General features: G+C 67.9%; 12 protein-coding genes. 6 read left to right on the plus strand and 6 right to left on the minus strand.

Going from position 1 to position 20,435, the window contains the following annotated elements:
* Positions 1 to 40 precede the first annotated feature (40 nt).
* From AB0J36_RS09630 to AB0J36_RS09640, 3 genes are all read left to right on the plus strand, one after another.
* Positions 41 to 1,231 (plus strand): GNAT family N-acetyltransferase, encoded by a 1,191-nt coding sequence (locus tag AB0J36_RS09630; RefSeq protein WP_363660389.1) that lies wholly within the window; start codon positions 41 to 43, stop codon positions 1,229 to 1,231.
* A gap of 42 nt (positions 1,232 to 1,273) precedes the next feature.
* On the plus strand, positions 1,274 to 2,023 hold the full coding sequence (locus AB0J36_RS09635; protein ID WP_363660390.1) for a ZIP family zinc transporter: 750 nt from the start codon (positions 1,274 to 1,276) through the stop codon (positions 2,021 to 2,023).
* Between the two features lie 87 nt (positions 2,024 to 2,110).
* On the plus strand, positions 2,111 to 3,274 hold the full coding sequence (locus tag AB0J36_RS09640) for a hypothetical protein (RefSeq protein ID WP_363660418.1): 1,164 nt from the start codon (positions 2,111 to 2,113) through the stop codon (positions 3,272 to 3,274).
* 83 nt (positions 3,275 to 3,357) lie between these two features.
* Here AB0J36_RS09640 and AB0J36_RS09645 read toward each other — a convergent pair whose 3' ends face one another.
* The gene (locus AB0J36_RS09645; protein ID WP_363660391.1) at positions 3,358 to 4,440 is read right to left on the minus strand and encodes an NAD-dependent epimerase/dehydratase family protein; all 1,083 of its coding nucleotides are present in this window, start codon (positions 4,438 to 4,440) and stop codon (positions 3,358 to 3,360) included.
* Here AB0J36_RS09645 and AB0J36_RS09650 point away from each other — a divergent pair.
* Positions 4,439 to 4,594, plus strand: a complete 156-nt coding sequence (locus AB0J36_RS09650) for a hypothetical protein (protein WP_357171630.1) — start codon at positions 4,439 to 4,441, stop codon at positions 4,592 to 4,594. The genes AB0J36_RS09645 and AB0J36_RS09650 overlap by 2 nt on opposite strands.
* A gap of 438 nt (positions 4,595 to 5,032) precedes the next feature.
* Here the strand turns inward: AB0J36_RS09650 and drmC are convergent, their stop codons facing one another.
* Genes drmC through drmD form a run of 5 tightly spaced genes read right to left on the minus strand, consistent with a single transcriptional unit; the run spans position 5,033 to position 18,698 of the window.
* Positions 5,033 to 5,815 (minus strand): DISARM system phospholipase D-like protein DrmC, encoded by a 783-nt coding sequence (gene drmC / locus AB0J36_RS09655; RefSeq protein ID WP_357392502.1) that lies wholly within the window; start codon positions 5,813 to 5,815, stop codon positions 5,033 to 5,035.
* Positions 5,790 to 7,814, minus strand: a complete 2,025-nt coding sequence (locus AB0J36_RS09660) for a DUF1998 domain-containing protein (RefSeq protein WP_357392503.1) — start codon at positions 7,812 to 7,814, stop codon at positions 5,790 to 5,792. The genes drmC and AB0J36_RS09660 overlap by 26 nt, the downstream gene beginning before the upstream one ends.
* Positions 7,811 to 11,512, minus strand: a complete 3,702-nt coding sequence (gene drmA, locus AB0J36_RS09665; RefSeq protein ID WP_357392504.1) for a DISARM system helicase DrmA — start codon at positions 11,510 to 11,512, stop codon at positions 7,811 to 7,813. The genes AB0J36_RS09660 and drmA overlap by 4 nt, the downstream gene beginning before the upstream one ends.
* On the minus strand, positions 11,509 to 15,510 hold the full coding sequence (locus tag AB0J36_RS09670) for a DNA methyltransferase (RefSeq protein WP_363660392.1): 4,002 nt from the start codon (positions 15,508 to 15,510) through the stop codon (positions 11,509 to 11,511). The genes drmA and AB0J36_RS09670 overlap by 4 nt, the downstream gene beginning before the upstream one ends.
* Entirely contained in the window at positions 15,507 to 18,698 is a 3,192-nt protein-coding gene (drmD, locus tag AB0J36_RS09675) for a DISARM system SNF2-like helicase DrmD (protein ID WP_357392556.1), read from the minus strand. The genes AB0J36_RS09670 and drmD overlap by 4 nt, the downstream gene beginning before the upstream one ends.
* A 94-nt stretch (positions 18,699 to 18,792) precedes the next feature.
* Here drmD and AB0J36_RS09680 point away from each other — a divergent pair, with 94 nt between their 5' ends.
* Positions 18,793 to 19,896: an XRE family transcriptional regulator gene (locus tag AB0J36_RS09680; protein WP_363660393.1), complete on the plus strand. Its 1,104-nt coding sequence runs from the start codon at positions 18,793 to 18,795 to the stop codon at positions 19,894 to 19,896.
* Positions 19,893 to 20,432 carry a hypothetical protein gene (locus AB0J36_RS09685; RefSeq protein ID WP_357392507.1) on the plus strand — a complete coding sequence of 180 codons (540 nt, stop codon included), beginning with the start codon at positions 19,893 to 19,895 and terminating at the stop codon, positions 20,430 to 20,432. Before AB0J36_RS09680 ends, AB0J36_RS09685 begins: the two co-directional genes overlap by 4 nt.
* The last annotated feature ends 3 nt before the right edge of the window (positions 20,433 to 20,435 follow it).

Consider the following 20,435-nt stretch of genomic DNA (forward strand, 5'->3'; position numbering starts at 1 on the left):
TCCGGTTGCTGTCGCAGGCCGTGCGGGTTGAGATGAGCGGATGACCATCCGCCGGGTGACCGCCGACGACCGTCTCACCACCAGCTTCCCGCTGGCCGCGTACGCGTTCGACTCGTCACCGCTGGGCGCCGCGCGGGTCGAGCAGTTCCGTGACTACCTGCCCTACAACGAGGGCAACACGACGCTCACCGTCGAGGAGGACGGCGTCACGCTGGCCGCCGCCTCGGCCATCCCGATGCGGCAGAACCTGCGCGGGGTGGTGCTGCCGATGGCCGGCGTCGCCAGTGTGGCCACCCATCCGCTGGCCCGCCGGCAGGGGCACGTACGGACGCTGCTGCACCAACTGCTCGACGAGATGCGCGACGAGGGGCACGCGCTCAGCGCGCTCTACCCGTTCCGACCCAGCTTCTACGCCCGGTTCGGCTATGTGGGGCTCCCCAAGCCGCGCACGGTCACCTTCACCCCGGCCGACCTCGGGCCGCTGCTGCGCGCCGAACTCCCCGGCGAGGTGGGCTGGGAGCGGATCGGGGCGGGCTACCCGGCGTGGCGCGCGTTCACCGAGCGCTGCCTGCGGGACCGGCACGGCTTCTCGGTCTTCCCGGACTACCGGGCGGTGGGGCTGCGGGACCGCGACGAGCACTGGCTGCTCACCGCCCGGGTGGACGGCGAGGTCACCGGCGCGGTCACCTACCGGATCGACGAACACGGCGGCACGCTGCACGGCAACGAACTGCTCGCCACCGACCCGCTCGCCCGGATGCTGCTGCTGCAGTTCCTCGCCCGGCACGTCGACCAGGTCGGACGGGTCAGCGTCCAGGTGCCGCCGGACGAGCTGCCCGAGCTGTGGCTCACCGACCTGGACGTGCACGTCGAGGCGCGGGCGGGCCGCCCCGGGGCGTCCGCGCCGATGGCCCGGCTCCTGTCGCTGGACGCGCTGCGCGGGCTGCCCGCCGGGCCGGGTCGGGTCCGCGTCGAGCTGACCGACGACCGGTGGCTGGCCGGCACCCACCTGCTGGACGGCACGACCGGCAACCTGGAGATCGTTGCCGGCGACCGCGGCCCGGCGCCGACCGCGACGCTCACCGCGGCCGGGCTCTCCGCTCTGGCGTACGGGGTGCTGGATCCGTCCGAGCTGCCGTTGCGAGGGCTGGGCGAGGTGCCGGTCGACGCCGCCGCCGAGCTGCGTGGCATCTTTCCGCGCGCGGTCCCGTACCTCTTCGCCGACTTCTGAGCACGGTTTGCCGCCCCCACCACCCGGGGTACGGTCCCGGGAATGCCGGAGTGGTTGCAGGCGGGCGGATGGGGACTGCTGGCCGGGTCGGCGCTGCTGATCGGAGCAGCGGTCGGCTGGTTCGCGCGGGTGCCCCAGCGGCTCATCGCGTCGGTCATGGCGTTCGGCGCGGGCGTGCTGCTCTCCGCCGTCTCGTACGAGCTGATCGAGGTCGCGCACGACCAGGGCGGGATGCTGCCCACGGTGATCGGCGCGGCCGGCGGCACCTGCGCGTACACCCTCGCCAACGTGGGCCTCGCCCGGCGCGGCGCGCGACACCGCAAGCGCTCGGGCGGTCAGCAGCCCTCCGAGGGCGAGCAACCCGGCTCCGGGTCGGCCATCGCCGTGGGGGCGCTGCTGGACGGCGTACCCGAATCGGTCGTGATCGGCGCGAGCCTGCTGGCCGGCGGCGCGGTCAGCCTGGTCACGGTCGTGGCGGTGTTCCTCAGCAACATCCCGGAGGGGCTATCCAGCGCGGCCGGCATGCGCCAGGCCGGCCGGACCCGCCGGTACGTGTTCCTGCTCTGGACCGGGATCGCGCTGATCAGCGGGCTCGCCGCGCTGGTCGGCAACACGCTGCTGGGTGACGCGCCACCGGAGGTGCTGGCGGCCATCACGGCGTTGGCGGCCGGGGCGATCCTCGCCATGATCACCGACACGATGGTCCCGGAGGCGTTCGAGAACGCCCACCTGCTGGTCGGTCTCATCACGGTCGCCGGCTTCCTGACCGCGTTCGCCCTCTCCCACGCCTGACCGCGGGTCGAGCCTTAGCCAGGGGTTAAACCTGGCCCGGCGGATTCGGCGGCGCGGCGTCGCGACTCCTAGAGTCACGGGGTGCGCATGACGTCGCTTGCCGCCCTGCTCGTCCTCGGTGTCGCCACCGCGACCCTGCCCGCGTGCGCGTCCGACGCGCCGACGCCGAATGCCACGCCGTCCGCCTCGCCGCAGGCCGTGGCGACCGGCGACCAGGACGTCGTGCCGGCGGGACGCGACGGCCTCGGCGGTCCGGGGGCCAGCGCCAGCCCGAAGCCGACCACTTCGGCAGCCAAGGTGCTTGCGGCCGGCAACCCGAACGGCCACGCGAGCGTGCCCACCGAGGCCCGTGCCGTGGACACCTCGAAGCCGACCCGGACCGTCGGCACCGGCACCCCGGCGAGCTGCACCTCCGCGGCCGTGGTGAAGGCGGTCGCCGCCGGTGGCGTCATCACGTTCGACTGTGGACCGGCCCCGGTGACGATCAAGATGGCCGCGACGGCGAAGGTCCGCAACGCCAACGGGCCGAAGGTCGTGCTGGACGGCGGCGGCAAGGTCACGCTGAGCGGCCAGGGACAGCGCCGCATCCTCTACCTGAACACCTGCGACGAGGCCCAGGGCTGGACCACCTCGCACTGCCAGAACCAGGACCACCCGCAGCTCACCGTGCAGAACCTGACCTTCGCCGACGGCAACTCCACGGGCGACCGGGCCGAGGGTGGCGGCGGGGGCGCGATCTTCGTCCGCGGCGGGCGGCTCAAGATCGTCAACTCACGCTTCGTTCGGAACCGCTGCGACCGTACCGGCCCGGACCTGGGCGGCGCGGCCGTGCGGGTGCTGAGCCAGTACGAGAACAAGCCGGTGTACGTCGTGAGCAGCACCTTCGACGGCGGCTCCTGCTCGAACGGAGGGGCGCTGAGCAGCATTGGCGTGTCGTGGACGGTGCTGAACAGCCTGCTGCGGAACAACGAGGCCATCGGCAACGGCGCCAACCCGGCCAAGTCGGGGACGCCCGGCGGTGGCAGCGGCGGCGCGATCTACTGCGACGGCAACGAGTTCGCCGTCCGCATCGCCGGCACGATCATCGAGAACAACAGGGCCAACGAGGGCGGCGGCGCGATCTTCTTCGTCAGCAACAACCGCACCGGCACCATGAAGATCGAGAACTCGACCCTGCGCCGCAACCCCAGCGGCAAGTTCGAGACCCCCGGCCACCCCGGCATCTTCTTCCTGGGCGCCGCGCTCACCTGACCCCCCTTCTGAACTTCTGGCCCGGTGATCAAGAGGTTTGCGTCAGATTTCGTCCGTCTGGTGACGCGAACCTCTTGATCACCTCAGTAGGGGTTTCCTTGGCCTGGGGGACGGCCCGCCAGGAGGCCGGTGGGGCGGCCGGGCTGCCGGGATGCGGCGGACAGGGGCGGGCTGGGGGTGTGTTCGCCACCGGCCATGCCGGCGAACAGCTCCTTCAGCGCGGTCAACGCGTCGATCTTGGGAGTCCAGCCCAACTCGGTCTCCGCCCGCTCGCTGGACATCAGCGGCGCGTTCAGCCCCAGCTCCACCCAGCCCGCGTCGACCGGTTGCAGCCGCGCCCGCCACGTCAGCGCCGCCGCCACCCGCAGCACCGGCGCCGCGACCGGCACCGTCCAACCATGGAAGTGCCGAGCCACCAGCTCCGGCGTCAGCACCGGGTCGGCGGCGACATTGAAAGCGCCGCGCGCATCACCCAGAACCGCCCTGGCGTACGCGTCAGCCACATCGTCGGCATGCACCGCCTGCATCCGCAGCCGCCGGTTCGTGGGTACGAGAGGAATCCGACCGAAGCGCAGCAGTCGTACCGGCGCCAACGGGCCGAGAAAGTACCGGGTGATCTCCACGCCGGCGTCCCTCTGGAAGATCAGACCGGGTCGCAGCCGCACCACCCGCAGGGCCGGGTGCTCCCGCTCCAACCCGTTCAGCAGCGCCTCGACCTCGGCCTTGTGCTCGCTGTACGACGAGCCGGACACTCCGGTGGCCGGCCACCGCTCGCTGATCGGGTGGTCCTTCGGGCCGGGCGCGTACGTGCCGACCGACGACGCGTACACCAGCGCCGGCACCCCGGCCCGCGCCACCGCCTCGAACACCGCCCGGCTGCCGTCGACGTTCGTCCGCCGCAGGATCCGTTGATCGTGACTGGGCTGGATCTGCCAGGCCAGGTGGACCACCGCGTCCGCGCCCGCGAAGATCTCGGCCAACTGAGCCGGGGCAGCCGGCGCGCCGATGTCGCAGGAGTGCCATTCGACCTGGTCGTACGGCGTACCGGCATCCGGTCCGGGCAGCCGCCGGGCCACCCCGGCCAGCTCCACACCGCGCTCCCGGCGCAGCCGCCGCAGCACCGCCGTACCGACGTTGCCGCTCGCCCCCACCACCACGATCCGCATGCCCGACCCCGTACCCGCCCAGGACCAGCTCAACCACCGTGTGTCCCGCCGCGGCCTTCTTGATCGACTCGACTTCCCGGAAACCGGGGTGTCCCGGCCACTCGGATACCCCGACTTCCCGGACGGCGAGTCGATCAAGGGCGAGGTGCTCTGACGAGGCATCGACGGCCGGCCGGAAGCCGAGAGCCGGCATCGCTGACTGTCAGGTAACCTGAGCGCGCGGGCCGCTAGCTCAATGGCAGAGCTGTGGACTTTTAATCCATAGGTGTCGCTGCGCTACATCGGTATTCATCGACGAGATATCGAGCCTCACCTGCCGGCTCGCGCCCGTCGACATGACGATCTACGTCCCTGGTGGACCCTGGCACCTCGCAGGGTGCTCGTCTGTTCGTAAGGCGGTTGGCCGGCATGAGTCCCGAAAGCCGACCGTCCATCCGAGTCTCGACGGTTGTCGCGCCGGATATCGCCGGGTTCCAGCAAGCAAACGTGTCGCACCGTCCAGCCGGCGCCGGTCCGGCACACAGCTTCCGAGCGTACGCGGAGCATCAACGACGGCACCGAGCATCGTTGAGCTATCCGACTGGGCCGCGCCTCACCCGCTCAAGCCGTCAACTCGTGGCGCCGAAGCCCCTCGGCCACAGACAACATGTTCGTAGAGCAGGTCCTCGGCGTCAAGCATTTCGCGCTCGACTGCCTCAGTCAGATTGCGGTTGTCGATGAGTATCCCGAATTCGACATTGCCGTTCTCTGCGCTCCAGGAAAAGTTCGCGCTACTAACTAGCAAAAAGCGGTGGTCGATCGCGATGAATTTAGCATGATTACGGACTCGGACACCGTTGAACTCCCTCGTTCGCAAGACGAGCCCGGGGTGCAGATGCTTAGCCACCTCAGTGGTGGTCGGGGTTGAACGGCTCGGGCCGTGGTCGGCAGCGGCAGTGTCGACGTAGACCCGCACGGCCAGTTCCGGCCGCAGTGCCGCGCGCCGAAGCGTTGCCCATAGTGCGGACGAACGCTGGAAGTTGAAGGTAGAGCAGGTCACAGATTGCCGAGCATCTTCGACGAAGTGGCTGACTGAGCTGGTGAGAGGTCCGCCTCGGGCGACGTGCCCGGGCATTGTCCACAGCGCAACAGCTGAATTTGGCGCCGTACGCGCCCCCTCGATCGCTCGGAGCACAGCGATCAGAGAAATTTTTGAGTCTTCGCCCATTAAAGACCGAACTTCGGCACGACGTCCGGCCGGGATGGCCTTCAGCGCGACGGTCAGGGTGTCGCCGTCGGCAAGGCGGCCCGCGACCTGTCTTGCCTCGGTGCCGGTAAGCAGTTGACCGAGGCGGCGGGCGGCGGAAGCGTCAATCGATGTCTCCGAAGAATCCAACGCGGCTCCCGGGAAGGTTGACGAGCAGGCGGCGGTCCAGGAAGCGGTTCGCGCGTTCGCAGGACGTTTCGGATGCCATGACGCAGCAGTGGCACGCCGCGCCGTGGAGGAAGTCCTCGGACTTGTCGGGCTGGCGCATCGCGCAGATCGGGTCTGAGGAGCATCGCGTTGCGCGGTAGAGCGCGTTGGCCACGACTCGTTGCAGTCGGGCGGGTTCGCTCTGCTGGACGAGTCCGCCGAGGGTGCCATCGCTGTCGGATGCCGTGGTGCAGATCAATAGGCCGACCGCCGCCTCGCGGTTATTCGTTTCCGGCCAGGCATAGAGGCGTTCGCTCAGGCTCGCGGCAGAGTAACCACTGGTCATCGCCAGTTGCCGGATGAGTACGTGAGCTAGCGTATGGACCAGCCAGTACCGGGGCGGTTTGAGGCGCGAGTCGGCCTTAACATGCTTCGCAGTTTCCGAGAAGCGCCTCTCGAAGTTGCGCTCGTGTGCCTCGCGGTGAGCCTCCCAGAGCTCGGTCGCGAGAATGCGCTTCTCCCAGACGGCGACGGCCCGCTCGTCGAGTTGGAGGAAAATGCCTTCCCCGCGGTCCTCGGTGGCGACCGTCCAGGCCGGACGTGGGGCGCGGGCGAGCGGGGCTAGACGCTGGGGCAGGTCGCCGGCCCGGTCCATGTCGTCGATACGCGTGAACCCGACCAGGGCGTTGACCTTCCGCAGCCGTTCGACGGCCAAGACCCGCACGATCTCGGTGCGAAGGTCAGCGTCGCGGTCACGCCTAGAAAGTGTCAGTCCGCTCGTCTCGTCCTCGTGGCGCAGACCGAGTGGGTCCTTCAGTAGGTAACGCCATTCGGGGACGAGCAGATCAACTGGATCCCAGTCGCGAAGCCACGCCTCCTGCTCCTCGGCCGACTCCGGGGGCGCCATCGCGGCGGCAACAGCGTCGTTCAGCTGTTCGTCGGACAGTTCTGAGACGTCGACCTTGCCGTCGAGCACGTCTCGGAGCGTTTCGAGGTCGTCGCGGTACTTGGCTAGCTTGTCGCCGAGCGCGACGCGGATCCGGTTGGCGAGGTCGCTGGTGCGTTCCTGCTGGGACTCCGGCATCACGATGATCGACTGGGTGGCGGGGAACCACAGGTTTGACGCGCCGACGAGCATGAGCCGGGTCTTGTTGCGGCATCCCTTCGGCTCGAACGCGTCGAGGTGGGGATGACGGCCGCGGCAGTTCGGCAATTTGCTACGCCCGGCCTCGCCCTGGGCCTCGTTCATCGGTCGGCGCTGTCCGCAGGATTCGCAGTGGATGACCGCTGACGCGCCCTTGCCGGCGGTGCGGTCAACCATCTTCAGCGCCGGTATCTCGACCTCGGGACATGCCTTGCCGTGATGCACCCACAGGTCGTACGGGAACTCGTCGAGGTGACCGTCGACGCAGGCGAGCAGGTAGCGGGCAGGGACAGCAGTCCGACTGGTCGCCTTGCGGCTACCGCCGCCTTTGCGCCCGGTGCACTTTGCGTGTTCGAAGCACGCCAGATCGGTGCGAAACGGGTGGGTGTTGGTGTAGGAGAACTGCGAGAGCAGCCCGAGCATGTCGCAGCCGGTGCAACGAAGCCACTGCGGGAAGACCCGAGCGGGTACGCCAAGGTCGTTGCCCTCGGTGGACAGGCTGATCTTCTTAGGCTGCCATGGATGAGGGCGCAACTGGACGTCACGTGAGCGTAGGAGTCGGGCAACCACCTCCCGTAGCCGCGGCGCGCGGATCTGTGGGATACCGTCGCGGCGGCGCCAGATCCGGTCCCAGTCGTCGAGTCCGGTGGGCATGATCGTGAACTGGGGCAGGTCCATGATCGAACCGGGCCCGTAGGTGTAGAGCAGCGACGACGGGCGGCCGGAGCCGACCTTGGCGCGGTTGTGCTTGGTTGCCTTCTCGGCTTCCTTCTCCGCGTCGCCCAGTGGGTCGACGGCCGTCGCTGCGTCGTAGACGAATCTGGCGACGTCGGTCATGACGTTCCGCTCTCCTCGGGCAGTACCCATGTCGGGGCGCCGGGCGGCGCGATGTAGAACAGGTTTTCCTTAATCGGGCTCACCAGCAGATTGATCTCCGGCTGCACCTCGCGCATGGAGTTGGCCACCACGAACGGCGGCGCGTCCCGCCCGTCGGCCCGGGACCGGGCGTTCTCCGCGCTCATCATCAGCGTGTCCTGGCGGCTGTCATCGGCAACCTTCTCGTAGACCAAAGACTTGCGCAGGTCGGCCACGTGCTTACGGCGCTTGTCCCACTGGTCGAGCCGGTTGAGTAGCCGCTGCCGCGCCCGGTCCGCCGAGTCCTCGTCCGAGGCGTTCAACACCCGGTCGACCAACGCGTCGATCAGCTCGACCGCGAAGGTGCGCTGGCCGTCGATCCGGCCGGCGCTCTGCTCCGGCGACAGTCCCTGCGCCTCGGCTGCCTGCACCACGCGAGCGGCGCTCAACAGGACCCCGTCGAGCCCGCGTTCCAGCGACGTCGTCGAGAAGGGAGTTACCGACAACGCCTCGACTTGGGCGTAGAAGGTCTCGTGGTAGTGGCGGAACTGCTCGAAGTGGGCCAGGTCGCGGGGCCGTGCCCAGTTGCCCAGCGAGATCACCAGACCGGGCCTCTTTGCGTCCCGGCCGACACGCGAAGATGCCTGGATGTACTCGGCGGTGTTCTTCGGCTGACCGACGACCAGCATGAGCCCGAGCCTGGTCACGTCCACACCGACCTGAAGCATCGATGTGGCCAGGACCGAGTCGTACGGGCTCACGTCCCGGGCCGGCACCGGCTTGTGCGCCTCGCGCAATGCCCGAAGCTCCCGCTTGCCGGCGGTGGAGTCGAACTGCGCGTCGAACGGCACCGCCATCTGGTCCAGGGTGGCGGTGATGTCGGCGCTGGAGACTCGGGACGTGAGTTCGGCGACGTTGAGCGACCCGAAGTTCGTTCCGGTACGGCTCGGCAGCAACGACCAGGGACGCCTCTTGGCTAGGGCGGTCTGGATGTCGTCGCCCATGTATCGGGCCATGCCGGCGAGCTCCCGGGTGGCGCTGAAGTAGCCGACCAGCGTCATGTACGGGTCGGCGACGTCACCGCACCGGTCGAACAGCAGCTGCGCGCCCGCCATCAGCACCTCGGCAACCCGGATCTCGGCGGTCGTCAGGCGGACCCCGGTGGTGGACAACCCGACATAGCGCCGGCCTGGGAACTCCTCGGAGATCTTCTCCTCCTTGGAGAAGAAGGTCTTCCCGGCATCGAGGACCTGGGGCGGGAAAATCGTGACGTCCCGGCCGTACAACGCGCGCACCTGGTCCGGGGCGTTGCGCGCGGTCGCTGTAGAAGCGACCACCAACGGCCGCACCCGATCACCGGCTTCCGTCCGCCAGCCAGCCATCACGTCGATGGCCACCTCGAACAACCCGACCGTTGTCCCGAGAGCACCGGTGATCAGGTGCAGCTCGTCCTGAATGATGAGGTCGGGCGGCCGCAATCGCGACGTCGGGTGCACGGCCGCCTGTGGGAAACCGTCCTTGCTCCTGGGGTGTTTGCTGCCGTCCTTGATGTCGCAATGCCGATAATCGGTGTGCACGAAGCCGTGCCGCCCGCAGTGCCGCGACACGTAACCGAACAGCGATGCCGCCTCACCCTCGCGGGCAAGGCGGGCGAACTTGTCCACCGTGGCGATGAGGAAGGCGGGCGCGAGCCGGTAGATCTCCTCGTCGACGGTGAGGACCGGCAGGCCATCCGGCACCTCGCCACCCTCGGCGAACGGACAGCGCGCCAGGTCATCGCCGCAGTACACGAACACCCGGCGGATCCCCTCGGCGGCCCGCACGTTCCGGGCGCTGATCCGGCTGCCGCACCAAGGGCACCGCTGGATCTGCAGGACGGTCAACCGGTATCCGCCGCCGCTCCGGTTCGCCCGATTGAGCTGCGTCGCGGCCTCGTCGTACCGCTTCGGGCTAACATCCGTGCCCACCCACAACCCGATCCGGAACGGTTCGGTCCCCCACGTCGCCTCATCCTCCAGGCGAACCCGTTCCGCGGCGCACACCAGCGTCGTGGCGCGTTGGAACTGCTGCGCGGTCAACAGCCGCAGCGTGTACCGCATGAGCACCGCCACACCGCGCCCACCGTCGAGCGGCCCGTCCGGGGTGTCGACGATGCCCTGCCGGCGGCGGATAGCGAACGTGTACGCGGCCAAGCCGAGATACGCCTCGGTCTTGCCGCCACCGGTCGGGAAGAACAACAGCTGCGCCTTGGCCAGATCCCCAGAACGCCGCGGCGCCGCCGGATTACTCAGCAGCGGAAGCTGCATCAACACGAACGCGAGCTGGAACGTACGCCATGAGTGCGCCTTCGGCCCCTCTGCGAGCACCGCCTTCCGCGCCTGCTCGATGCTCTCCGTCGGATTCTTGGCCCGACGCGCGGCGACCTGCGACTGGACGCGCTGGTCGGCCATCACCCGGTTCATGAACCGGAAGCACCGCAAAGCCTCGGGATCACCGAGCAGATGGTCCAGCCCACCAGCGAGCTGCTGCTGAACCCTGCCCGCCTCCCGAACAGCGTCCAGCCCTTCACCACGGAGATGATCGGGAAGCGCCTCGGCCTCGTTCTTCTGCCCTTCCAGCCATGTGGCGTAGCCCTTCACGATCGGCTCCAAGCCGGCCCGCAGCTCGTCCACGCCCGCCGACTCCAGACGCTTCATATCCAGCAGCGCCGCACCGATCTCCTCAGCGGTGGTCTGCGGCGTCTGACACGTCGGCAACCAGGTCGTCCATACCGCACGCGCCCGCCGCGCGCCGTCGTCCACGTCCCAATCGACCGAGCAGGTGCGACCCACGGCGAACTCCAGCCGGTCCCGATACTGCAACCGCAGCCGGCGCAGCTCGTCATCGCGCTCCGGACGCGTATCGATCAACGGATCGGCGACCGGCAGGAATACGTCCTCGCCACCCACCTCGACCCGCAGCACGGTCTGGAACAGCCACGCGTTTACCGGGATCTTGCGCGGGGTCACCTGGTCATTGCACAGAGCGATCTCGATAAGCCTGCAACCACGCTCCGGAGCGTCGTGGCGATCGATCCGAAGAACCACCTTGTCCTTCAACGGGACCGTCGTGGTCTTCCCGGGTGCGAGGTCGGCCACGACGACCTTCGCCGGAATCTCGACGGGGATGCGCATGTAGCTGCGCATCCCGGCCTTGTCGTCCTCGCCTTTCTCGTTGATCGGCTCGTAGACGCCCCACGACGCGGTCACCGTGAACTCCGCAACGTCCATAGGAAGCTGGCAGCGCAGGCCCATGGAGGCGGGAATCATCAGCCCGCGCTTCTGCGGCTCGTCCTCCACGGCATCCTCGTCGGCGCCCGCGCCGCTCTCCTCAACCGCGGTGACCGGAACCCCACGGCTCTCCAAGGCATCGAGGGCATCGCCGACGTCGGTGACGACATCGTCGGACTCCGCCTCCTTCGGGTCGTCACTGCCCGCCTTGAGCCGCTCCGGAGCGATCCGACCGATCAAGTACACAACGTCAGGCGAAGCGTCGAGCACTTCCTCGGGCCCGTTTGCTGGACCAAGGAGCTCACGTTCGAGGATGTCGACCAGATCTTCCCGTGCCGTCCACGACCGCCCGTCCGGCTCATACTTGAGCCGGTACCGCCGGTCCTTCGGCGGCTTCTGCGCGGCGGTCACTCGCCGTCCCCCTCATCCAGTTCCTCCTCAGTAGGCGGCGGTGCCTCACCCTGGGCAGCAGCGCGTCGGTGGTTTTCCGCCAGCAGCAGGTCGAGAATTTCCACACGCGCGTTCGGGCTTACGGTCCACCTCTGCATCCGACGATAGGTGTGGAAGCCGTGATCCAGCGACACCGAACTCCATCCACACGCGCCCATAACTGCTTCATCAAGTTCGATGTGGATAGCGCGCATTGTAGCAACGTCACGATCTGCGGAATCTGTCGTGGCGGGATCGTTGATGAGGTTGTAGAGGTCGGTCAACCCAATTTCCCGCCGGACCATTATTTCTCGCCGACTAGAATCGAGCTTCCGACCCATTCGCTCCATGCGTTCCGTTGGCAGTGGTCTCGGAAATGCGGCAAACACATTCGATGCGGTATAGCGCGGATCCCTGCGTAGACCCGATCCGTACTTAATCGCCCACATCTGGTGAGGGCTTGCCGACAAGACGGCCTGATCGGCATATGAATCGGTAGCGAAGATTACCAGCGCATCCCCGAACAAGAAGGACCTCTTCACGCGGTACGGCATTAACGTAACAGAGTGCCTTGCCATGACAAGAACCTCGTCCAAAGCGGCGATTGCCCGACGCATAGCTGGACGGGACCGCTCAAAGAGCCACCACGGGGCGTCCCTCATCGCCATAGACCCTTTTGCACGCTGCGGCTTCACGCGTTGGAGCACACGCCGGTAAGGGATGGGGTATGCCCGAGCCTCCGGCTCCGACGCTTCATTGAAGTCGATAATCCACCTGGAAGCCGACGCATCATGACGCGAGTTTAGGTCGCCACCGTTGAGGTATGGGAACAATATGCGCGCGTTCCGCTTGTCGGCTTCAATCCACGAATTCGCCTCATCGGGAGTGACAATGAACCCAGCTCCGGAAGGTTTACATCCCTCAAACGCCGTTCCGAGATTTTGGGCGAGCCGAACGGGTCGCCCTTCCACCTTGCCTGCGGGTTCCAATAGTGTCGTGATCCGATGGGTTTGAACACCGTCTGCGGTTCTAGGCACAGAGGGCGCGATGACGCCCGGCGATCCCCAGACTGCCGAATACTCCAGGCTTGCTCCCTGCGCCGGCCAAGGTTCACTCTGGATGGACCTCGTAATGGTGAATCCCTTATCCACCATCTGATCCAGGCCCACTTCGCGCGTCTTGCCTTGCGCGATGCTATTTGTAGCAATAAGACCGAATGCGCTTTGACTCGCGGCGAGCTCGCTAGCTCGCAGGAAGAAATAGGCTACGAGGTCGGCGTTGCCCCGTTGTCCATACGCCAGGATATGGACTAGCCAGTCTCGAACGTTAGACCCGATCGCGCCCGTAATATCTGACCCTGTTACGAAAGGCGGATTTCCGATGATCGCGTCGAAGCCACCACGCTCCATGACATCGGGCACGGCGAGGATCCAGTGCAGCGGCTTCCAGCGTTCGTAGTCGGTTTCCACCGTCGGGGTGAGCCCGGCGTCGAGGATCTTGTCGAGCATGTTGCGGTCCGGTGTACCGCTAGAGCCGGGATAGGCCCGTTCGATGGCGACGAGCAGGTTCTCGTACGCCTCGCGCAGCGCCTTGCCGGGCTTGCCGCCGAGCCGCAGTCCGGCGGCGACCACCGCGTCGGCGATGTCGGTGAGTTGTGCGATGAGCTGCTGGTAGTCGCGCCACTGCCGGCGTTTGGTGGATGCCGAGCGTTGCGGGTCGCTGTCGTCGACCTCGGTGGCGAGTTTCTGGCGGAGTCGGGCCGCTTGACGGAGCACGCCATCGACGTCAAGGTCGAGCAGGCTGGGCTGGTGGGGTGCGGTGTCAGGGTTGATGTGCTTGTGCTTGAGTTGCCGGACGTCGGTGAGGCCGAGCAATGAGTTGCCGTGCAGGATCTTGTCGTCGACGAAGGAGAACGGCAGCTTCGGGTCGAGTGAGACCAGCCAAAGCGAGAGTTTGCACATCTCGACGGCCATTGCGTTGATGTCGGCGCCGTAAAGGCAGGTCGCCACGACCGTGCGGATGGCGTGGGTCTGCTGTTCGTGCGGCGTGCCGACCGCGACGCCCTCGCTGCGCCACGCCTCGACGAGGCGGGCGGCGAGGTAGCGGGCGGCGGCGACAAGGAAGGCGCCGGATCCGCAGGCGATATCGGCGACCTTGAGGTCGAGGATGCGGTCCTGCGACACCGGCACCCAGCCGTCGGCCTGCTGGTGCGGTCCCGGGTCGTAGACGAGCGGTTCGAGGGCGTGACGGACGACCTCTTCGGCGAGCGAGCGCGGGGTGTAGTGGGCGCCGGCCGACGCCCGCGACGGCGTCTCGACGACAAGGACGCCGCCGGGGACTACGACGAGGGGGCGGTTACGAAGGTCGCGGCGAATGATGCCAATGAACGGGCGGAGCCGGTCGCGTAGCTGCTCGTCGGTGGTGACCGCCCGCAGGGCGCGTTCGGCGTCCTCGATCTTGGCGCTTTCCTTGATCGCTTTCATGAGCGCGGACTTGGACGGTGCGGTCGCCGCCGGCTGATGGTCCTTGACCCAGGCGAGGATGGCGTCGGCCAGGACGGTGTCGGTCTGTGTCTCGGCGGAGAGTGTTTCGAGAATGGCGAGGGGGATCTCGGGTTCCTCGCCCTCCTTGCCGATCAGTCCGACGATGACCTCGTCGACCTGCGCGCTGGAGTAGCCGAGCAGGCCCTCGTAGATGTAGCCGATTTGCTCGACGTCGATGTCACGGAAGGAGATCCGGCGGGCCGGCTGTCCCTTGAGCTTGGCGACCTGGACGGCGTTCAGGACTTCCAGCATCACCCGGTCGCTGACGGTGATAGCGAGGGTGCCACCGTCGTTGCGGGCGGTGAGGAACAGGAAGCGGCTCGGGTCGAACAGTGATCCGCCGTACGAGGGCAGGCGGATGTCTTCGAACGACGAGCCGTGGAACAGCGCCTGCGAAGTGGCCAGGAGCCGGTGCCAGGTGAGGTGCGTGGCGTCGAGCGCCTCGGTGCCTTCCTCTCGGGCGCGGGAGTCGAGGGCGTCCAGTTCGCCGCTGATGCCGTAGCCCGCGGCGAACAGCCGTCCCTGGGGCAGCAGACCGCGTTCCTCGGCGAAGAGCAGGAACACCACCCGCATCATGACCGTGACGGCTGCCTCGTATACGTGGGCGCGGTTGTCCGGCAGCGGATCGGGATCGGCGTCCAGGGCTGCTTCCGATAGAGCTTGGACGAGGAGTTCGACGGCGCGGCGGACCTGGGTGCCGAGCGCCTCGGTGATCTCTTCGGCGGCGGCGACGGATACACCGAACAGTTCGGCGAGCCGGTCTTCCGGTTTGCCGCCGACGAGCCGGCGGCGCTGGAGCAACTCGATGAACGCGTTCCGGGCGTGGGGTTCCTCGATCCAGGTCTGGGCGTCGACGATGCCGGAGGCGACCATGGTCTTCTCGCGGGCGCTGACGATCGCCCACCAGCGGCCGTCGGTAACAACGCCGATAGGGACCTTCGCCGCGCGCAGCAGTTCGTCCATGCGGTCGATGGGGCTGGTGGCCCAGCCGTCGTCGAGCGGGTCGCGCAGCGAGTCGACCGGGTCGGTGACCAGGACCAGCGCGCCGGTCAGGTCACCGTGGACGAGGGCGCCGTCGGGACGTACGGTCACGGCGTGGTTGGGTGAACGCACGCTCGCGATGCCGGTCTCGGTGCGGTATGAGTCGCCCCAGCCCAAAACGTTACGCACGACGACGTCGACCCAGGTGTCGCGGGCCTGGCGGTAGAAGGCCAGGGCTGCGGCGTCGCCGGGGTGCTTGTCCCAGTTCTCCCATGCCTTCTCGAACGCCGGCTTGGCGTCCTTCAGCGCGGCGAGCGCGTGGCGTTCCGGCTGCGGCATGCCCTGCGGCCAGACTCGCCGCAGCGCCGGCACGGCCAGGAACGGGCCGTCGGTGTCAACCAGTTCCAGCCACCCGCGGTGCAGGTCCGCGGCGGTCGGTACGTGCTTGCGGTTCATGCCGCCACCCTTCCGGCCTCGGCGTCGGCCGGGGTCAGCGCGAAGACGACCGCGGCGGCGGACACGTGCGGCTTGATGTCGCGGTATCGCTCACGGATGGCGGCGATCTCGCGCTGTTCCTCATCGTCCAGGCTCGCCAACCGGTCCTCCATGGCGCGCAGGTCGCGGCGCCGCTGGGCCTGCTGGTCGTCGGTGAACAGAAGTTCTTCCTGGCTGCGGATCTCGGCGGTCAGCCGGTCCCGGGACTCCTGAAGGTTCGTCCGGAACGCGGCGAAGATCTCCCGGGCGCGGGTGACGTCGGAGTCCCGGCGCACCTGCAGCGCCTCGGTGACCTTCTCCTGCCGGGTCTCGGCCTTGCGGGCCATCGCGGTCAGCAGACGTGTGCGCAGCCGGGAGTCTTCGGCGTTCCACAGGTCTGCGAGGGCGGCGCGTACGGGTTCGTCGGCCAGGGTGAGGTCGTGTGCGTCGAGTGTCTCGTCGAGGACCTGTTCCACTTTGGCCTCGGCCATCGCCTGGCCGTGCACCCGGATGCCGGTGAGGAACACCTCCTCGTGCAGGCGCAGGCCGCCCCGGCCGACCAGGACCAGGCGGGAGACGGCGGCGACACAGGACTGCGGCAGGCCATCGACGATAACCGCGGTGACCCGGTGGACCGGGGAGTCGACGCTGAACAGCGCGCTGCGCAGGACACGCGCGGAGCGCTGCATCAGGGCGTGCCCGAGGTGGATGTGAACCAGCTCCTTGTGGCGGCCCTCTGCGGCCTTGTCGTCGAACGTGATCGGTCGGGGCACGCCGGGCTCGCTGCGGGTGTCCAGGCCACGCAACGCCGACTGCCACGCGGAGCCGAGGTTGGGTACGCGGAAGACCTCGGCGTCGAGATCCTGGGCGAAACTGTCGTCCGGTACCAGCGGTGGCTGCGCGGTGAGTGTCAGCGCGGCGTCGACGACCCGGCGGGCGTTCGCGGCCGTCAGGTGCATCTCCGCCTTGCGGACGTCGTAGTTGCGGGACAGCTCGGTCAGCTGGCGGTTGAGCGTGATCCCACCGGCGAGAGCGCGGGTGATCACCGCGTTCCCGTCGTCGGGGACGGCCGGCCTGCTTCTGCGGCCGGCCGCGGCCGGATTGAAGTGGTCCTGCACGGCGGCGTCGATGACCTGGTTGACCGACCCCAGGTCGGCCGCGACCGTGCCAACCTTCTTGGCGATGTGCTCGATCAGGAAGTTCACGTCCCGCGCGTACGCCGTTCCGGTCGAGTCCGGGACGAGCTGGTAGATCTCCGGTGTGTGGTTCTGGCCGTACCGGTCGATACGGCCGATCCGCTGCTCCAGCCGCGACGGGTTGAACGGGATGTCGAAGTTGACCAGCCGGTGGCAGTGGTCCTGCAGGTCGATGCCTTCGCCGGCGGAGTCCGTGGCGACCAGCACCCGGACCGGGTACTTCGCCGGGTCCTTGGTGAACTGGTCGCGGATCAGTTCCCGCTCGTCGGCCGGCGTCGAGCCCTGAATGGTGGCGAGGACATCGCGGTAGCCGCGCTGGGCCAGCACCCGGGCGATCCAGTCCAGCGTGGCGGCGTACTCGGTGAACACGACGACCCGCTCATTGGTGAACGTCTTGCCGTCGGGGCGGCAGATCGCATCAAGGAAGCCGATCAGCGCCTCCAGGCGGGAATCCGGGCGGTGCTCGTAGCGGCGGCCCCAGTCGACGAGTTCGTCGATCTCGTCGTTGGTCGCCGTCACGAGCGCATGGGAGCCCTTACTCTGCCGCAGAGTGGTGAACTCGGGATGCTCGACGTCACCCTCTTCCTCGTCGGACTGTCCGCTGCCGAGCACCTCCTGGTAGTACTGCTCCTCGTCGTCAACCGCCAGCCGGCCGCCGTCAGTCGCCTCCTCATACAGCTCCAGCGTGCGGGCGAACGCCCACGGGCTGGACAGGAACCGCTTCTTCAGCAGCATGGCCACGATGCCGCCAGCACCCGACTTGCCGTTGGCCCGAGCGCTTTCGGCAAGGATCCGAGTGAGGGTGCCGAACTGCCGCTGCTCTTCATCGCTCGGGGTGAACACGATCGGTCGGAGCACCCGCCGGTGGAAACCCTTCTCCGGCAGATCGGTCTTCAGCCGGCGGACCGCGATGTCGCGCAGCGCGCGCTCGTCGAGGTTGGCGCCCCGGGTGAACCTTCGCCCGTCGATCATCTCCAACAGGGCGGTGAACGACTCCGAATACCCGTTGTGCGGGGTAGCACTGAGGAAGAGCCGGTGCTCGCACCGCTCGGCGAGCGCTTTGGTCGCCGTCGTGCGGTGGCTGTCCACGGCGTAGCCGCGCCGGCCCGGCGCGGTGGTGGGACTGGCGGGTGCGACGTGGTGGGCCTCGTCGACCACCAGGACGTCAAAGGAGAACCGGCGGGCCGTGGTGGTGTCCGCCACGTCGGCGTACACGTCCCGCAGCAGCCGCTGGGCGCGCAGCGTGGGCAGCCACGACATGCTGACGATGACTCGGGGGAACAATCGGAAGGGGTTGGCGTTCAGCCCGTGACTGCGCCGGACGGTGGCCATCAGGTCGCTGTTGACGATGACGAAGTCCAGGCCGAACTTCTCGCGCATTTCATCCTGCCACTTCAAGGCGAGGCTCGGCGGGCACACGATGATCACGGTGCGGGCGCGGTGGCGCAGCAGCAGCTCCTGAATGACCAGGCCGGCCTCGATGGTCTTGCCCAGGCCGACGTCGTCGGCGAGCAGCAGGTTGGTTCGTGACGACTGCAGCGCGCGCCGCAGCGGCTCCAGCTGGTACGCCTCGACGTTCGCGCCGCTGCGGAACGGGGCCTGGTACGAGTTCGCGTCCGCCGAGGTGACCGCACCCCAGCGCACCGCGTCGACGAACGCGGCAAGCGTGTTCGGGTCGTCGAACGCCTCCGGACTCATGGTCTCGGGCAGTCCCTGGTCGGGAGCGACCGTGTGGCCAACCTCCAGCTCCCACACGACCGCAAGTTCCTGGCCGAGGCGGTCCTCCTCCAGCGATTGGAGCGCCACCACGTGCGTCAGACCGGCTGCGCCCTCGTCCGCAGGGCTGCGGGGCAGGCCCTGCTGGCGCACCTCGACCACGGCCCACGTCGAACCGCGCACGGTGACCACCTGGCCCGGCTCGGGCAGGAGCGGCACGGCGAATCCGGGCCCGCTCCCGGTCCGCTGGTTAGCCATGATCGTCACGTCAGTGTCTTCCCCTCGTCGCTCACCGTCCGCCATTCTCCACAGGGCTTGCGATTTTCGCAAGGCCGTAGATAAGATCTGCCACATGTCAAGCGTTGCCGAGCGAGTCCTGGGCCTGATCGAGGCATCCGGGATGAGTCGTCGCGCCTTTGGGCAGCGCATCGGCCTCGACGAGTCGAAGATGTCGAAGTCACTCAGCGGTGCCCGCCGGTTCTCCTCGGTCGATCTCGCACGCATCGCCGAGCTATGCCAGGTGACGGTCGACTGGCTCATCACAGGCGACGAGCCGCCGCTGGCGATGGCTGCCCGAACCACCGGCGGTAGTGCCACCAAGGCGATCACCGCTGCGCGGCGATACAGCACGTTGCGCGCCGATATGGCGTCATTCGGCTACCCGCAGCCCTGGCGGCCGCTGACCCTGGGTCCCACGAACGGCGGATACGCGGATCAGGGGCGCCGGTTGGCTCATGCAGCCCTCACCCGCCTGACGCAGGCGGGTCGGTCGGTCGCGACCGGCAACCTGGCCGACGTGATCGAGGCGGTGTTCGGCGCCGACGTCGCCGTCGTCGAACTAGGCCCTGGGTTCGACGGCCTGGCGACCTCGTCCCAGCACGTCAAGCTCATCCTCATGGCTACCTCGCACGTGCCCGCCCGGCAGCGGTTCACCCTCGCCCACGAGCTGGCCCACCTGCTCACCGACGACAACCAGGACGTCCATCTTGACCGGGACGTCTACGACAAGTCGCAGGCCAAGGACCCGAGCGAAATGCGGGCCAACGCCTTCGCCGCTGCCTTCCTCATGCCCGAGGACATACTGCGCGCCGCCGCCGGCCCCACCGGCTTTACCGATGACACATTCGCTGCCCTAGCCTGTGATCTGATCGTGACGCCGTCCGCGTTGGCGTACCGACTGCTGCAGCTACGGCTCATCGACGCCGGAACCTGCGACCGCTTCAAGTCCCTGACCGCCGCCAAAGCAGCGCACGTAGCCGGCCGGGGCGAGGTGTTCGCCCACCTGGTCACCGAGGCGGCCCGACCACGCCCGCCCGGGCTTCTCGTCCGAGACACCTACGCCGCCTACGAAGCCGGCGCAGCGACCCTGCGCCCCTATGCGAGCCTACTCGGCGTCGATGTCGACCAACTCAGGCGCGGGATCGAGTTGGAGCACGGAACTCACGATGCCCCATGAGCGAGTTCCTGTTCCCGGACAACACCGTCCTGTGCAACTTTGCCGCCATCGACCGGCTCGACCTGCTCAAGTCGGTGCTCAACGGACGGGGGCGCTGGACCGAAGCGGTCGCGTACGAGGCAAGCCGATCGGCGAGCGTCCTTTCCGCCCTGCACCGCCTGGCCTCGGAAGGCTGGCTGGGCGAGGCGATCGAGGTGACCGACGAGTCCGACATCCAGCAGATCAACCGCATTCGGCGGGCGGTGTTCGGCGGTACGGACGATAAGCCGCTGCAGCACCTGGGCGAGGCGGAAACCTGCTACGTGATTGAGCACTGGCCAGAGCTGGCCGGCTCATGGTGGATTTCGGACGACCAGGAAGCTCTGCGGCTCGCCCGCTTTCGCGGAATCACCACGCGCGAAACGATCGACCTTGTATCGATGGCAGTCCTCAACGGTGATCTGCTCACCCGCGAGGGCTTCAAGTTGATGCACGCCATGTCTCAGCAAGGACGGCGCCTCCGGCTACCCGCCTCGGCAGCCGACCTCACCCGCTGAGAA

The organism is Micromonospora sp. NPDC049662, from assembly GCF_040675055.1.
Taxonomy (GTDB): domain Bacteria; phylum Actinomycetota; class Actinomycetes; order Mycobacteriales; family Micromonosporaceae; genus Micromonospora.

Coding starts and splice junctions, on each gene's coding strand:
- AB0J36_RS09670 (WP_363660392.1), bottom strand. CDS start 15,510: ATGAACCGCAAGCACGTACCGACCGCCGCGGACCTGCACCGCGGGTGG.
- AB0J36_RS09660 (WP_357392503.1), bottom strand. CDS start 7,814: ATGACCGACGTCGCCAGATTCGTCTACGACGCAGCGACGGCCGTCGAC.
- AB0J36_RS09685 (WP_357392507.1), top strand. CDS start 19,893: ATGAGCGAGTTCCTGTTCCCGGACAACACCGTCCTGTGCAACTTTGCC.
- drmD (WP_357392556.1), bottom strand. CDS start 18,698: ATGGCTAACCAGCGGACCGGGAGCGGGCCCGGATTCGCCGTGCCGCTC.
- AB0J36_RS09650 (WP_357171630.1), top strand. CDS start 4,439: ATGCCCGACCCCGTACCCGCCCAGGACCAGCTCAACCACCGTGTGTCC.
- AB0J36_RS09645 (WP_363660391.1), bottom strand. CDS start 4,440: ATGCGGATCGTGGTGGTGGGGGCGAGCGGCAACGTCGGTACGGCGGTG.
- AB0J36_RS09630 (WP_363660389.1), top strand. CDS start 41: ATGACCATCCGCCGGGTGACCGCCGACGACCGTCTCACCACCAGCTTC.
- AB0J36_RS09680 (WP_363660393.1), top strand. CDS start 18,793: ATGTCAAGCGTTGCCGAGCGAGTCCTGGGCCTGATCGAGGCATCCGGG.
- AB0J36_RS09640 (WP_363660418.1), top strand. CDS start 2,111: ATGACGTCGCTTGCCGCCCTGCTCGTCCTCGGTGTCGCCACCGCGACC.
- AB0J36_RS09635 (WP_363660390.1), top strand. CDS start 1,274: ATGCCGGAGTGGTTGCAGGCGGGCGGATGGGGACTGCTGGCCGGGTCG.